The 14364-nt window shown below is 43.8% G+C and carries 18 protein-coding genes; 9 read left to right on the top strand and 9 right to left on the bottom strand.

Going from position 1 to position 14364, the window contains the following annotated elements:
* Window positions 1–47: 47 nt before the first annotated feature.
* Window positions 48–1502 (bottom strand): beta-barrel assembly-enhancing protease, encoded by a 1455-nt coding sequence (gene bepA / locus OC193_RS11790; protein WP_048661242.1) that lies wholly within the window; start codon window positions 1500–1502, stop codon window positions 48–50.
* A gap of 178 nt (window positions 1503–1680) precedes the next feature.
* Between bepA and OC193_RS11785 the strand changes: the two genes are divergently transcribed.
* The 3 genes from OC193_RS11785 (at window position 1681) to OC193_RS11775 (ending at window position 3670) form a co-directional block, all read left to right on the top strand.
* A complete protein-coding gene (locus OC193_RS11785) occupies window positions 1681–1920 on the top strand; it encodes a sulfurtransferase TusA family protein (protein WP_004734311.1) in 240 nt (79 codons plus the stop codon).
* Window positions 1913–2989: an AI-2E family transporter gene (locus OC193_RS11780; protein ID WP_048664601.1), complete on the top strand. Its 1077-nt coding sequence runs from the start codon at window positions 1913–1915 to the stop codon at window positions 2987–2989. The genes OC193_RS11785 and OC193_RS11780 overlap by 8 nt, the downstream gene beginning before the upstream one ends.
* A 132-nt stretch (window positions 2990–3121) precedes the next feature.
* Complete coding sequence (locus tag OC193_RS11775; RefSeq protein ID WP_132957260.1) at window positions 3122–3670, top strand: hypothetical protein; 549 nt, start codon at window positions 3122–3124, stop codon at window positions 3668–3670.
* 280 nt (window positions 3671–3950) lie between these two features.
* Here the strand turns inward: OC193_RS11775 and bcp are convergent, their stop codons facing one another.
* Entirely contained in the window at window positions 3951–4421 is a 471-nt protein-coding gene (gene bcp / locus OC193_RS11770; RefSeq protein WP_048661244.1) for a thioredoxin-dependent thiol peroxidase, read from the bottom strand.
* 12 nt (window positions 4422–4433) lie between these two features.
* Window positions 4434–4976 carry a glycine cleavage system protein R gene (locus OC193_RS11765; RefSeq protein WP_048664604.1) on the bottom strand — a complete coding sequence of 181 codons (543 nt, stop codon included), beginning with the start codon at window positions 4974–4976 and terminating at the stop codon, window positions 4434–4436.
* A 374-nt stretch (window positions 4977–5350) separates the two neighbouring features.
* Here OC193_RS11765 and dapA point away from each other — a divergent pair, with 374 nt between their 5' ends.
* Window positions 5351–6229: a 4-hydroxy-tetrahydrodipicolinate synthase gene (gene dapA, locus OC193_RS11760; protein ID WP_017632493.1), complete on the top strand. Its 879-nt coding sequence runs from the start codon at window positions 5351–5353 to the stop codon at window positions 6227–6229.
* A 48-nt stretch (window positions 6230–6277) separates the two neighbouring features.
* The gene (bamC, locus tag OC193_RS11755) at window positions 6278–7324 is read left to right on the top strand and encodes an outer membrane protein assembly factor BamC (protein ID WP_048664605.1); all 1047 of its coding nucleotides are present in this window, start codon (window positions 6278–6280) and stop codon (window positions 7322–7324) included.
* Between the two features lie 145 nt (window positions 7325–7469).
* Here bamC and OC193_RS11750 read toward each other — a convergent pair whose 3' ends face one another.
* The 4 genes from OC193_RS11750 to OC193_RS11735 form a co-directional block, all read right to left on the bottom strand.
* Window positions 7470–7679, bottom strand: a complete 210-nt coding sequence (locus OC193_RS11750) for a DUF2897 family protein (protein ID WP_048664607.1) — start codon at window positions 7677–7679, stop codon at window positions 7470–7472.
* Window positions 7680–7687: 8 nt separating this feature from the next.
* On the bottom strand, window positions 7688–8362 hold the full coding sequence (locus OC193_RS11745) for a M15 family metallopeptidase (protein ID WP_048664608.1): 675 nt from the start codon (window positions 8360–8362) through the stop codon (window positions 7688–7690).
* A gap of 45 nt (window positions 8363–8407) precedes the next feature.
* Window positions 8408–9544, bottom strand: a complete 1137-nt coding sequence (dapE, locus tag OC193_RS11740; protein WP_048664609.1) for a succinyl-diaminopimelate desuccinylase — start codon at window positions 9542–9544, stop codon at window positions 8408–8410.
* Between the two features lie 112 nt (window positions 9545–9656).
* Complete coding sequence (locus tag OC193_RS11735) at window positions 9657–10004, bottom strand: ArsC family reductase (RefSeq protein ID WP_048664611.1); 348 nt, start codon at window positions 10002–10004, stop codon at window positions 9657–9659.
* A gap of 205 nt (window positions 10005–10209) precedes the next feature.
* Between OC193_RS11735 and OC193_RS11730 the strand changes: the two genes are divergently transcribed.
* The gene (locus OC193_RS11730) at window positions 10210–10497 is read left to right on the top strand and encodes a winged helix-turn-helix domain-containing protein (protein ID WP_004741665.1); all 288 of its coding nucleotides are present in this window, start codon (window positions 10210–10212) and stop codon (window positions 10495–10497) included.
* 68 nt (window positions 10498–10565) lie between these two features.
* Here the strand turns inward: OC193_RS11730 and OC193_RS11725 are convergent, their stop codons facing one another.
* Both OC193_RS11725 and OC193_RS11720 read right to left on the bottom strand, forming a co-directional pair.
* Window positions 10566–10898 (bottom strand): DUF4156 domain-containing protein, encoded by a 333-nt coding sequence (locus OC193_RS11725; protein WP_048664612.1) that lies wholly within the window; start codon window positions 10896–10898, stop codon window positions 10566–10568.
* A 12-nt stretch (window positions 10899–10910) separates the two neighbouring features.
* Entirely contained in the window at window positions 10911–11255 is a 345-nt protein-coding gene (locus OC193_RS11720; protein WP_048664614.1) for a DUF2956 domain-containing protein, read from the bottom strand.
* Window positions 11256–11364: 109 nt separating this feature from the next.
* Here OC193_RS11720 and OC193_RS11715 point away from each other — a divergent pair, with 109 nt between their 5' ends.
* The 3 genes from OC193_RS11715 (at window position 11365) to OC193_RS11705 (ending at window position 14069) form a co-directional block, all read left to right on the top strand.
* Entirely contained in the window at window positions 11365–11826 is a 462-nt protein-coding gene (locus OC193_RS11715) for a DUF2919 domain-containing protein (RefSeq protein ID WP_048661250.1), read from the top strand.
* Window positions 11827–11891: 65 nt separating this feature from the next.
* Window positions 11892–12815 carry a Dyp-type peroxidase gene (locus tag OC193_RS11710; protein ID WP_048661251.1) on the top strand — a complete coding sequence of 308 codons (924 nt, stop codon included), beginning with the start codon at window positions 11892–11894 and terminating at the stop codon, window positions 12813–12815.
* A gap of 120 nt (window positions 12816–12935) precedes the next feature.
* Window positions 12936–14069 carry a flagellin gene (locus OC193_RS11705; RefSeq protein ID WP_048661252.1) on the top strand — a complete coding sequence of 378 codons (1134 nt, stop codon included), beginning with the start codon at window positions 12936–12938 and terminating at the stop codon, window positions 14067–14069.
* Window positions 14070–14364 lie beyond the last annotated feature (295 nt).

Here is a 14364-nt window from a genome sequence, read left to right as displayed (position 1 = left end):
TTGAGCTTTCTTTTTATTCTTGCAACGAGCGGCTACCAGTAAACATATTATTGTAGCGACAAGAAGCGCTCTCGTTGAATCATTAGTTGATCAATTCGAGCGTCGTAGCGTGCTTGTTTTAGGCTGCCTAGTTCTGCGATTTGGCTCGCCTGCGTGTAGTACTGAATCGCTTTGTTCCAGTTGGCTTGTAGTGCCAAAATTTCTGCACGAGCAGCCAGTTCTTCGTCGCTATTACCAAGGCTCGTATTTACTTTTGAAAGTAGGTGCCAGCCATTGGTGTCATTCGGGTTATCGTGCGTGTAACGCTGCAATACGCGAACTGCTTCTTGTAGATTTTCATTTTCAATTAGTGCATTGGCGTAGTTGATGGTCAGAACTGGGTTGTTTGGCTGACGAACCAGTGCCGACTTAAGTTCTTTAATCGCAATCTTAGGCTGTTTCTTCTCGATGTGCAGATCGGAAATAGCATCTAGATAAAACAGGTTGGTCGGGTCGCTGTTAATCAGTTTGTTCAGAATTGGCTCTGCTTTGTCTAATTTTTTAGAATCTAGGTAAACCAGCGCTTGCCCATACTCTAACGATGGAACCAAGGCTTTAGGGGCTTTCTTCAGCTGACGCTCAAACCAATCAAGAGCAGCATCGTTATTAATGCCAGCATAGCGCGCAACAATGCGGGCTCTTGCAAGATGGTAGTCCAAAGACGGAGCCAGTTTCAGTGGCGGGTAACTACGAGCACGAGCACGTGAATCTGTAATTCGGTCTTCTGGTAATGGGTGAGTCAGTAGCATTGGAGGTGGTGTGCTCGCATAGCGGTATTCATCGGCTAAGCGGCCAAAGAAGCGTGGCATTGCATTCACATCAAAGCCAGCTTTCGCAAGCGTGTTGATACCAAAGCGGTCAGCTTCTTTTTCATTACTACGTGTGTAGTTGATCTGGCTTTGCATATTACCCGCTGTCGTTGCCGTTAGGGCTGCAATGCCCGCTTCAGGAGCTGCAATCGCCAGTAATACAGAAGCCGCAAGAGCAGCAATGGTTGCTGGAGAACGGCGAGCTTGATCTTCCATGCTACGTGCTAAGTGACGTTGGGTAACGTGCGCGATTTCGTGCGCTAATACTGAAGCCAATTCACTTTCAGATTGTGCATGCAGGAATAGACCTGAATGCAAAGCAACATAGCCACCAAAGAAAGCAAAGGCGTTGATGTTGCGGTCACGGATCATAAAGAACTGGAAAGGCGTCTTTACATCATTTGCGTTAGCGACCAGACGATGACCAAGCGTATCAATATATAAGTTTAAAACTGGGTCGTTTACGATAGGCTGGCTGCTTCTGATGATACGCATGTAGGCATCACCATAGATAAGCTCTTGGTCGATAGAGAGCGTGCCGCCAGCAGCGGTACCGATATCGGGTAGCTCCAAACTATTGGTATTCGCCAACGTTGGGGTGCTTAATGTAGCTGCGATGCATAAGCAAGCAATTGAGCGAGCGCGTTTAAACATATTAGTCAGTAATACTCCGTTTCTTCTGACAGTAAGACAAGTGCAATGCAAATTGGTTCTTTATCTGATTTAACCTTTGCCAAGTGCGTGCGCTATCATGAAGGAAGATGAATGAATGATGGCGCGTTTTCAAAAACAGATTACAATACGACCCTTATAATAAGCATCGAGCTCAAGAATGACACCTAATATTCTAGATTTACGCCAAGAGCGCTGTCCAATGGCACTATTATTAGCCAAGCGTCACAGTGTAAAGTTAGAAGTCGGGCAATCATTGTCAATTTATGTCTCTGATAACAGCTCGATGAAAGATATTGTTACTTTTTTGTCTAAGCAAGCCTATGACGTCATCACTGAGGTTTGCTCTAACTATTATCATCTCCTCGTCACTAAAAAGGAATTGCAGTCAGATGCTTGAAATGGTCAATCGTTGGTATAAACGACGTTTCTCTGATCCCCATGCTGTCAGTTTGGTTGCCATCATTCTATTCGGCTTTATTACCATCTACTTTTTTGGTCACCTCATTGCGCCATTATTAGTGGCCATTGTGTTGGCTTACTTGCTTGAGTGGCCTGTTACCCAACTTCAAAGACTCGGTGTTCCAAGAACCCCTTCGGTGATGCTGGTTATCATGATGTTCTTTAGCGTGATGCTACTTGCGATCTTTGGCTTGGTACCAACCATTTGGGAACAAGTGGGTAACCTAATCAATGATATCCCAAGTATGTATGGCAGCTTACAAAACTTCATCGCGACTATTCCTGAACGCTACCCTGAACTTGCCAACTTGCAGATCGTTGAGTCCATTATGTCTAATGCCAAGAACAAAGCGTTAGGTTTTGGTGAAAGTGTTGTCAAAGGCTCACTTGCTTCTCTTGTGAGTTTAGCGACCTTGGCGGTTTACTTGATTCTCGTACCATTGCTTATCTTCTTCTTGTTAAAAGACAAAGAAGAAATGATCAGAATGGCCAGCGGTGTACTTCCTCGAAATCGTCGTTTAGCGACTAAAGTATGGGAAGAGATGAACCAGCAAATCTCTAACTACATCCGCGGTAAAGTGTTAGAAATTCTAATCGTAGGCGGCGTGAGTTACGTAACCTTCGCAATTCTGGATCTTCGTTATTCAGTATTATTGGCTGTAGCGGTTGGCTTCTCGGTACTTATTCCTTATATCGGTGCGGCAGCTGTGACAGTTCCTGTGGCGATTGTTGGTCTGTTCCAGTGGGGATTAGAGCCTCAGTTTTATTGGCTGCTTCTCGCTTACGGTATTATCCAAGCGTTAGATGGTAACGTACTGGTTCCGGTTCTTTTCTCTGAAGCGGTAAACCTGCACCCAGTCGCAATTATTGTTGCCGTGTTAGTGTTTGGTGGATTGTGGGGATTCTGGGGTGTGTTCTTTGCTATCCCGCTAGCAACGCTAGTTAAAGCGGTTTGGAATGCCTTACCGAGCCATGCTCTAGATGATGACCCTGAACATCAACAGTAACGAAATGACTTATAAATGTTAGTTTTTTTATTAGCACTATTTATTTCATCACAAGTTTTCGCTGATGGAGATATAAGCTGGGTCAACGCTCAGAACAAGTATTCATGTGCGAAGGAGTTAGAGAACTGCTTCATGGATGATTTTACTTCAGAAGAAGACTCTAAGGTTGTTGATGGAATATTTTTCTACTTGGATAATATCAATTATCTAAGTCATTATTATAGCAAAACCAAGTTCCTCGAGAGATTAGCAATTATCTCTAAAAAAAATGAGAACTATGCATTTTTGATCGAAGCAAGTATTTATTACCATGGGGAAGGTTTTGTTCAAGATTTAGATAAGTCAATAGAAATTATTGAGTCAAGTCCTTTTTATAGTGAAAATGATCCTGACCAGATGATTATTCTTGGCCAGAGTTATTATTTGAAATTTACAAGATCAAAAGAACCGCCTTTAGATTGGTACATAAAAGCCAAAGAATATCTTAAGAAATCTTATAAGTTGGATAAAAGCTATGCGACAAGAGAGCTAGCTTTTATTCTTATTAAATCTAGAGATTTAGATGATTTAGAGCTGGCTGGAGATATCTTTAGAATATTTTCTGAGACTGGTGATGAAGAGGATGTATATAACTATGAAGTGTATATTAAAGGAATGAAGTACTTAAAAGACAACCAATAATTTCTTTCTTACCTGATTTATTGCTTTTTTGATGTAGAAAGACGCTTGTTAGGCTTAGTGAATGAAATTTTTCGTTGTCAATAGCATTTTTATTTCTTCAACAGAGTTTTTCAACATCAAATTCTATATTGGTCAGGTGAGTATAATCGCGCTTGTCATATTGATGAAATATTAAAAGGCCGGATATCCCTGATATTCGGCCATTTTTAATGGTATGTATCGCTTAAGTTTATTGGGTTAAGAAGCTTTCTTTAACTTAGTGCTTTAACCGAAACAGCCATTAAGCTTCTTGGTTGAAGTAATCTAAAACCACTTCGTGGTGAGTCTTGGTTTTGAACTTGTTGAAGACGTGTTCAATCTGACCTTCTTCATCGATTAGGAAGCTAATACGATGCAGACCATCGTATATTTTACCCATGAATTTTTTCTCACCCCAAACGCCAAACTGTTCAGCAACGCTGTGGTCTTCATCTGATAATAGAGTGAAGTTCAGAGATTTCTTCTCAACGAAGTTTGGTAGGCGTTTGACTGGATCAATACTCACACCCAAAACCACGACATTGAGGTCATCAAGTTGTGCTTTGATATCACGCAGACCTTCCGCTTGCACGATACAACCTGGGGTCATTGCTTTTGGGTAAAAGTAGAAAAGTACTTTTTTACCCTTGAAGTCACCAAGAGATACGATATTGCCATCTTGATCTGGAAGAGAAAAAGCAGGTGCTGGAACACCAGCCGTTAGCGTATTCATGACATTTCCTTTTTAGAGACTGTTTTTAATAAAGTTGAGCGAGCCTTGTACGGATAGGCTCTGACACAGCGCGTCGAATTCTTCTTGTAGCTGCATCAAATTACATTCTGATTGCACAGAAGCGGTAATAGAGATATGGAATTGGTCGTTATCGAGCTGAACCTTGGACTTATTGATGGTCTGCGCGCTAAGCGAGTCGAGGCCGATATTGCGGTCTGCGAAGAACTGAGTGAATTGCTCGGTCAGGCCGAGTTTGTCGTCTGACTCAACGAAAACTTCCAGCGTGTAGGAGTTCTCAATAACATCATGAGGCGAGGTTCGCTTCATAATCGTAATCAAGTCGTGCTCTTGGCCAAGCAAGGGCAGGGTGGTTTCAACGCGGGTAATGTTATTTGCCTTTCCAGACAGTAGCATGATAAGCGTAAATTCTTCGCCAAACAGAGCGATACGGCTATCAATAATGTTACAGCCTGATTGGGTGACTAAATGAACCACTTGGTTGCATACACCTGGGCGATCAGTGCCCACAGCTGTGATTACTAGATGTTGAGTCATAAAATCACGTCTCTTTATATTCCATTGATTCATGCATGTTAGCACAGTTAGCTTGTGGAATAAGCGTGCGTAAGGGGCTTTTTATGAGCCACCTTGCTTCTAACATGTAACCAATGATAAGAATGTCAGGTGCGTTAAAAAACGAGATAGAGTGATGAGAGCACAGCTTACTTGTTACTGACATCCAGTTAGGTGCTATCCGCTAGATTGAGCGCAGGTTACCCAAATTCTAGGTAGAACGCTGTTAGAAGTCGTTTTACCTCAAACATACGACAATATTTAATGCAGATGTTGCCGGTAAGCCACTTTAATGTCTTGTGTTTATTGATTGGCTTACAGTAACATGCAAAAAGAATAAATTAAGGGAGATAGACATGTTTTCAGGAAGTATCGTTGCGCTAGTTACGCCATTTAACGCAGATGGCGAAGTGGATTTCGACAGCCTTAAAAAGTTGGTTGATCACCATGTTGCAGCAGGTAGTGATGGTCTGGTTGCGGTTGGCACAACAGGTGAGTCTTCAACACTCACAATTGAAGAGCATGTCAAAGTCGTCAACAAGATCGTTGAATTTGCTGATGGTCGTATTCCCGTTATCGCTGGTACAGGTGCAAATGCAACTCACGAATCTGTTCTATTCAGCCGTTTGTTGAATGGTTCTGGTATTGCAGGCTGTCTGAGCGTAACGCCTTACTACAACAAACCGACTCAAGAGGGTTTGTACCAACACTACAAAGCGATTGCTGAAGTCAGTGACGTTCCACAAATCCTATACAATGTTCCTGGTCGTACTGCTGTAGACTTGTTGCCAGAAACGGTTGCTCGCCTTGCTGAGATCGAAAACATCGTTGCACTTAAAGATGCGACGGGTGATCTCGACAGAATTGCAATTCACCGTGAACTTTGTGGCGAAGACTTTATCTTACTAAGTGGTGATGACTTAACAGGTCTAGAATTTGTTAAGCGTGGTGGCGATGGCGTGATCTCTGTAACGAATAATGTTGCAGCCGCTGATATGGCAACCATGTTCAAGCTAGCAAAAGAAGGTAAGTTTGAAGAAGCAGAAGCGATCAATGAGCGTTTGATGCCTCTACATAAGAATTTGTTCGTTGAATCTAACCCTATTCCCGTAAAATGGGCGGTTCATAAAATGGGTCTGATCGCTGAAGGTGGCTTACGTCTACCGCTGACTGAACTGTCAGAACCAGCTCAACCTGTTGTTGCTCAAGCAATGACTGAAGCGTGCATTTACTAAAACGTATGAAGTGATGCCGAAGCGAACTTTCGGCATTTAGGAGTATAAATGAAGTATTCTCACCAGCTAGTGATTGGGTCACTGGCTGTTTTCGTTCTTACAGCATGTTCTGGCAGCCCGACTCAACGTCGCCAAGCCAAAGATGATTTCGAATACTTAGAAACACCTGAGTTTTCACAATGGCAGTTGCCTGAAGATGCTCAGCCTCAGTTCTACCCAAATTTTGACATCCCAAGCGGTGAGTTCAGTGGTGGTACAGGTCGTGAAGTTGATATTCGCCCACCGCAACAGGTTCTTGAATTGATCCCGGGTGCTCGCGCTGAGCGTCAAAATGGTGAAGTGACACTATGGCTTCTTCGTGCTGAAGAGGCAGACAGAGTGTGGCAAACAGCAGTAGATATGCTAGCTCAACGTGGTATTGGTATTCGTGAGCAATCCGAGAATGAGATTGAGACTGATTGGGTAACTTGGGTTTCTGAAGATGAAGACGTAGAGCTTGGCAGCCGCTACTCTATCTCTCGTTTCCAAGCGAACAACCGTCATGGCTTTAAGATTAACCTTATTGATTGGCGTGAAGGTACTGAAGAGAAGCCTGTAACGGCAACCAATAAAGAGCGTTACAACGCGTTCTTAACTAACTTAGTGATGGCTAAGTACGATGAAAACCTTCGTGCTGAAGCAGCTTTGAAAGCACAAGAGTTGGTGAAGCGTATTCCGATCTCAATGGGTGCTGACCGAAGTGGTTTCCCTGTGATTATTGCTCGTACACCATACAATGTATTCTGGCAGCGTCTGCCAAACTTGTTGCCTGCTATGGGCTTTGAGCTTGAAGAGCGCAACCAGTCTCAAGGTACAGTGAAAGCTAAGTACGCCGCACCAGATGATGAGTTCTGGGAAGAAATTGGCCTACAGCCTATCGATTTAGCGCCAGGCACTTACAACTTCCTATTTGGTGACCTTGGTAACCGTACGTCGATTAACGTAACGGATGCATCAGGTAAGCCAGTAGAAGAAGAGCTGCTTAAGTCAATGGTTCCGGTACTAGCGCATATTGCTGACCAGACCAAAGATGACAAAGAATCGAAAGCTGAGTAGTAGCACTTAAGCAGTCACAGAGCTGGGTTCAATCAGCTCTGTGATTAGCTAAAGCCAATAAAAAAGAGGACACATTGTGTCCTCTTTTTTTGTGTTCGTTGTTATCAGACTATTAGTTAATCAAGTGGATACCCAAAGTAAAAAGCTATGCGTCTTTGTTGTCTTTGGACTCTTCTTTCTGAGCTTTCTCTTGATTCTGCTTATCCAAGCGATTGAGTTTATCTAAATCTCGCTCTGTTTTACCACGACCTGTCAGATCCATATTGGCAGTCTGTTTAAGAGCTGCGATGTTACCCACCACGACGCTAACCACGATGATGATGATAACCCAAGGGTTTGTAAGCCACTCCAACATAAGCGCTCCTAATGACTGATATTCGCTACGAAGCGTGCGTAGATCTCGTCTAGCTGCTCCATAATAATCTCATACCCTAATATTGGCTTAGATTGGAGTTGCTTGCCAAGTAAAGTGGGAGATAACTGTGATAAACACGACTCCGAAACGTTACGATGGCTAATATGCCAAGGTTCTATCGCCACACCACCCAGGTCTTGACTGTAAGGGAAGAAGAACCCAAATTGTTCAACATGAACCGATAGCCATTGGTAAAACGCTTGCTGGTGGCCGGTAAGGTATTCCCATGGTTCTAATTGCAGCTGTGTGCTTTCAGGTAAGAGGTTACGAGCAAAGACATCGAAGTCACAACCCCAATGGTGACGACTCGCACCGGGAAGCGCAGACCATCTCAAGATAGCCGACAACTTTTGATGTTCAGTCAGTGTTGAAGCATCAAGTGGTTGGCTCTCTGAATCTAATATCAGAGCTTCGCCAGAAAACTTACGGTTCCAAATCAAAGATTGTCTTTCATAGTCGCGAAAGCCACTGGCAATCTCCATTTTAAAACCAGCGAGTTGAGCAGCTTCAATCAAATTGTTTAGGTCATTCTTAACCTCACTGTGAACCAAGAAGGTCTTGGTGCCGATCAGGCTAGACTCTAGGTGAGAATCTGATTGTCCGGTAAGCTGCTCTGGTGTCATAACGAGTCTCTCAATAATTAGATGCTATGAATCGCTGATGAAAGACTATTTAGCGAACAGGTCCACTAATGTTCTTTCGTACATGTCAGTTAGCTTTTCTAAATCAGCCACTTTCACGCATTCGTTAACCTTGTGGATCGTTGCATTCACAGGGCCTAGTTCAACCACTTGTCCGCCCATACGCGCAATAAAGCGACCATCAGACGTACCGCCAGTCGTTAGCAGAGCTGGTTTAACATCATTGACGTGACCCACTGCATCAACAATAGCATCAAGCAGTGAACCTGCGTCTGTTAAGAACGGGTCGCCATTGAATGTCCACTTAAGGTCGTATTCGAAATCATACTTGTCGAGTGTCGTTGTGATGCGCTCAACGATGATGTCGTTGCTTAGTTCGGTACTAAAACGCAGGTTAAACTGAACGTTAAACTCACCAGGGATCACGTTTGACGCGCCAGTACCTGCACTCACATTTGGAATCTGGAAGCTTGTTGGTGGGAAGTAATCATTACCCTTGTCCCACTCAGTTGTTGCCAACTCGTTGATAGCAAGCAGAGAGCTGTGTACTGGGTTGTTCGCTAGGTGAGGGTAGGCAACATGACCTTGTGTACCTTTAATCGTTAGATCGCCTGTGATAGAGCCACGACGGCCGTTCTTCACAACATCACCTACGAACTCAGTGCTTGATGGTTCACCAACAATACACATGTCGATGTTCTCACCGCGCGCCATCAGTGTTTCGACAACACGTACCGTACCGTTGATGAATGGGCCTTCTTCATCCGATGTGATAAGGAAACCGATTGAACCTGTGTGGTCTGGATGCTGAGCGATGAACTGCTCAACAGCAACAATCATTGAAGCCAGAGAGCCTTTCATGTCCGCTGCGCCGCGGCCGTGTAGGAAACCATCTACGATAGTCGGTTCGAATGGCTTAGTGTTCCACTGCTCAATCGGGCCAGCAGGAACAACATCAGTGTGGCCAGCAAAGGCAAACAGAGGCGCTTCAGTACCACGACGAGCCCAAAAGTTCGTCGTATCTTCAAATACCATCACTTCGATTTCAAAACCGAGCGCTTTTAAGCGATTAATCATCAGCTCTTGGCAGCCTGCATCTTCAGGGGTTACCGATTGACGGCTAATGAGGTCTTTTGCCAGAGCCAAAGTTGGGCTATCTGTCATCCTTGAATTCCTTGTTTAAATAAAACGTCTAGTCATTAACTTCAGGCGTTGAACAGAGCACGTTCAACGCCTTGTTATCTGTTTTAATATTGCTTATTGCGCAAATTACTGATTACGCAAAAATAGCAGTGTATTGGTCAGCTTTGAAGCCAATATGAAGCTTGCCATCGACTTTCAAGATAGGGCGCTTAATCATTGCTGGTTGTTCAACAAGCAGAGCGACGGCTTTTTCTTCCGTTAATGTGTCTTTTTGCTCTTGAGAAAGTTGGCGATAAGTCGTCCCACGTTTGTTTAGCACAAGCTCCCAACCAAGCTCTGAACAGAAGCTTGTTACTAGCTCTTCAGTGATGCCTTGTTTGCGATAATCGTGAAATTCGAACTCGATACCTTCAGCTTCGAGCCATTTCTTTGCTTTTTTGATGGTGTCGCAATTTGGGATACCAAACATCGTGATAGTCATTATTCTTCCTTTGGGTGATTTTATTTCATTGTTATGAGTTGAATCCTATCAGGAAGCAGCAATTCAGACAAAATAGAGTGAGGAATATTTCATTGAGCGAAAAAAAACAGTAAGAAAATGTCACTATTGGAGACTTATTGATCAGCCTCAACATGTTGTCAGCGAAAAAAGAAATAATTGAGTTGCACATATATAGGAGGTGTCAATGGAGTTGAGTCCTGTTTTTGCAAGGCGGCTATATTTAGCATTGTTAGTCGAAAGCCTTGATAGGCCAAATGTGCCTAAACTCATCGAAAAAACGGGTTGGCCTCGTCGTACTATTCAAGATGTACTCAAGGCGTTACCGGGGATCGGTATCGAACTTATGTTTGTTCAAGATGGGCGACGTCATAATGATGGTTATTACCAGTTATCCGACTGGGGACCATTTGACAGTCAGTGGGTTCTAGAACGTAAAGGCGATATAGCAACAAGCCTTGGATTTAGTGCATAAGCCAGCGAAAGCTGGCTTTCTTTTGGGCGTTATAAAATCGAAGCATAACGATATGCCGATTTAATTGCTTACTCGCACAGGTAGGCAGTACCAAGCATAGTCACAGAAGTGCTGAAATCTTGAGGTAGGGTAAAGATAACGGTGTCTGCGCCTAGCTCAATGGCATTCGACTTAAGCTCATTCATCGCACCTTGAATCAGGGTGTCATTGGGGAAGAACAAATAGCTGTACCAGTGACCTTCGCTGCCAGTGACTTCCCCTTTATATTCGCATTGGTCGATATTAATCAGGCCGTGGTAGTCCATTTGTACTTTGTCAGCTTCGCTATGGGGCATTGATGTGGGTGTCGTGCAACCTAGCAATGCACCACTTATAATCAAAGCGACCAATTCCTTTTTCATACGATTACCCTGTTATTTCATCAAATAAATTGCGAAGCCTATCCAGCTAGCGACCAATAGTAGCCACGGCAATTTATTGGCGTGATTTGATGCGGTTTCAACGCTAGTGTCGATATCCAGCTCTTGAGCTTGGTGTGCTTGTTGAGTCTGCTTCTCTTTCTGTACACGTTTCTTTGCTTTATCAGCTTGGCGACTGCGCTCTTTTTGCTGTTTCTTATAGAGCGCAATGCCTTTCTCGATACCTTGAGCAATCAGTTTAGTTTGTTCTTTGGTTTGAGCTGGCTTTTGAGTCGCTTTGGCTATCTTCAGTGCTTCTTGTTGAGATTCAACAGACGGCGTATTAGTTTTCTTTTTCATACTGAGTTCGATAATTAAAACGGATTGGCTACTAAGATAACGCAAAGCTAGTTAAGTATGAATGATTTGCGTTAAAGTGTTGGTTTGAAAATAAGTGAAAGTGAGATTTGTGCGGTACTCCATAGAACAATACGACAAGCACGGCTTTTTGAAAGCCCCGATCTTGCTCTGGTTAGGTTGGTTGTTTCTTGCTAAAGCCTTGGTCGTTTTCATTGTTGCAGGCGCAAGCCGAGAATCGGGAACGGATATCCTCGAGATAGTCTACCCAGATCATCAGATGTTTTATGTTGGGATTGCATTGAGTATCCCTAGCTTATTACTGATGTGGTTGTTTGGACTCAGAGCGCCAGATAGAAAACGCCTTAATAAAGTGGTGTCGTGGGGGCGCGGGGTGACCATGATGGCTATCTTGGCACAGAGCTCCCATACGATTTATTTAATCTATTTGGATAACGGATGGTTCCGTTGGTCAAATGGCATCACCCTATTGTTGCTGCTGTGGTTGGCGCTTTACCTAACCAATAGCCATGCTGCAAGGGATTGCTTTAAAGTGGTTGAGCACGAAGACTGATTCTCATCAAAACATTTGTCCCATTCACAATTATACTTAGAAGCTAAAACTGGAAGGAATAATCTATGCTTAATGTTTCAAATGAGCAGCCTAACGTTCAAAGTGCTATTTTGCCTGAAGCTGGGCCTTTCGCTCTTTACGTTCAACTTAAAGTGAACGCTAATACTGCTAATGTACTAGCAGAAATTCAAAAGCTTCCGACTCTAATCGAAGAGCTAAACCAAACTCAACCTGATGCGAACCTAACGGCGTCGGTTGCGTTCTCAAAAGCTTTTTGGGATAAGTTCGAGCAAGCTGCTCCCTCTGATCTAATTGATTTCCCTGCGCTTGGCGAAGGTGATGTGACAGCACCGAGCACACTGTCTGATGTTTTGATTCACTGTCATTCAAACCGACATGATCTGCACTTCTTCATCCTACGTAAATTGCTATCTGAAGTAGCTGCGGACGTGGAAGTGGTTGATGAAACTTACGGTTACCGCTTCCTAGACTCACGTGACATGACTGATTTCGTTGATGGTACTGAAAACCCGAAAGACGCGCAGCGCGCTGAAGTGGCGATTGTACCTGAAGGTGAATTCGCGGGTGGTAGCTACGTGATGGTGCAACGTTTTGTGCATAACCTACCTGCTTGGAACCGATTAAACGTATCGGCACAAGAGAAAGTGGTTGGTCGTACTAAGCCAGACTCCATCGAGCTAGATGATGTTCCAGCGGCGTCTCACGTTGGCCGTGTGGATATCAAAGAAGAAGGCAAGGGTCTTAAAATCGTTCGTCACAGCCTGCCTTACGGCACAGCAACGGGCGATCACGGCTTACTGTTCATTGCTTACTGTAACGTTCGTCATAACTTTGATGCGATGTTAGAGAGCATGTACGGCGTAACCGATGGCAAAACCGACCAACTGCTTCGCTTTACTAAAGCCGTTACTGGCGCTTACTACTTTGCTCCTTCAGCTGAGATGTTGAGTGCATTAACGATTAAGTAAGCCGTCTCAAAAAGAATAAATAAGGGAGCCTCAGGGCTCCTTTTTTATTAAAGCTTTATATGAATTGGTCGATATAAGAGCAATCGTGAGTTTTATTCATCTTTTTGTAAGTGAAGGTCTATGGCTATAACTGTTAATACAAATGTCTCAGCGCTGGTGGCCCAGAGAAACCTCTCTAATGCCAACAACATGCTGAACCAATCTTTGGAGCGCTTGGCTTCAGGGAGTCGTATTAATAGCGCCAAAGATGATGCTGCAGGTCTCCAAATCTCGAATCGACTTGAAGCGCAGATGAGCGGTATTGATGTCGCTGTTCGCAATGCGAATGACGGCATCTCCATTATGCAAACTGCAGAAGGTGCGATGAATGAAACCACCAATATCATGCAACGCATGCGTGACTTGTCCCTACAAGCGAGTAACGGCTCGAATAGTTCATCAGAACGAATCGCCATTCAAGAAGAAGTGACCGCCTTAAATGACGAGTTGAATCGAATTGCAGAAACCACCTCATTTGGTGGAAAAAAGCTCCTTAACGGTAGTTTTGGTAGCTCGTCATTTCAGATCGGTGGTAGTTCTGGTGAAGCGGTGCAAATCGGCCTGAAAAGCATGCGCACCGATGACATCAACATGGGGGGCTTTAGTTATGTCGCAAGTGGCATGGCAAGTGACTCGTGGGAAGTGAAATCCAACCAGAATGATATGACGATGTCTTTTACCGACCGTTTTGGTCAGCCTCAAGAGATCACCATTAATGCTAAAGCGGGCGATGACATTGAAGAGCTGGCGACTTACATCAATGGTCAAACAGACCTGGTATCGGCTTCCGTCAATGACGAAGGGCAACTTCAGATCTACATGTCTGGCGAAGGTACGGCCGGCACGATTTCTTTCTCAGGTTCGTTAGCCAGTGAACTTTCGATGTCGGCGGGTTATTACGAATCTGTCGACGACATCAACGTGACCGATGTGGGTGGTGCGCAGCGTGCTGTCTCTATTTTGGATACAGCGATGAAGTACGTGGATAGTCATCGTTCTGAATTAGGCGCAATGCAAAACCGCTTTGATCATGCGATTAATAATCTCGAAAATGTTCATGAGAACTTGGCGACATCAAATAGCAGAATTAAAGATACTGATTACGCCAAGGAAACCACTCAAATGCTTAAGCAACAAATTTTGCAGCAGGTGAGCACCACAATATTGGCCCAAGCAAAGCAGGCGCCGAACCTTGCCTTAACCTTATTAGGTTAATAAATTACCTAGAATCTTATAAATGTGTTTCGGCTTAACCAGTCCGTTTGGTTAATTAAAACACAAATTATCGCTCGACCGACTTCTTGGCAACTTTAGCGTTTTTCTCATCTTTTTTTGATAATTTTACTGCCAGTCACGCTTTCTTCTCCTTTATCGCTATTTCTTTAATTTTGTTGTTTTTTTCCTAAAGGTTTCGCCAATCACGCCGTTATTAAAAGTAACTTTGAGAGAACTACTTTGGTTTTCCGAGACGTCGGAAACCGCTATACCGGAAAATCAATTGGAGAAATCA

Origin of the sequence: Vibrio crassostreae, assembly GCF_024347415.1 — a bacterium.
Classification (GTDB): domain Bacteria; phylum Pseudomonadota; class Gammaproteobacteria; order Enterobacterales; family Vibrionaceae; genus Vibrio; species Vibrio crassostreae.
This window is presented reverse-complemented; position numbering and strand designations above follow the sequence as displayed.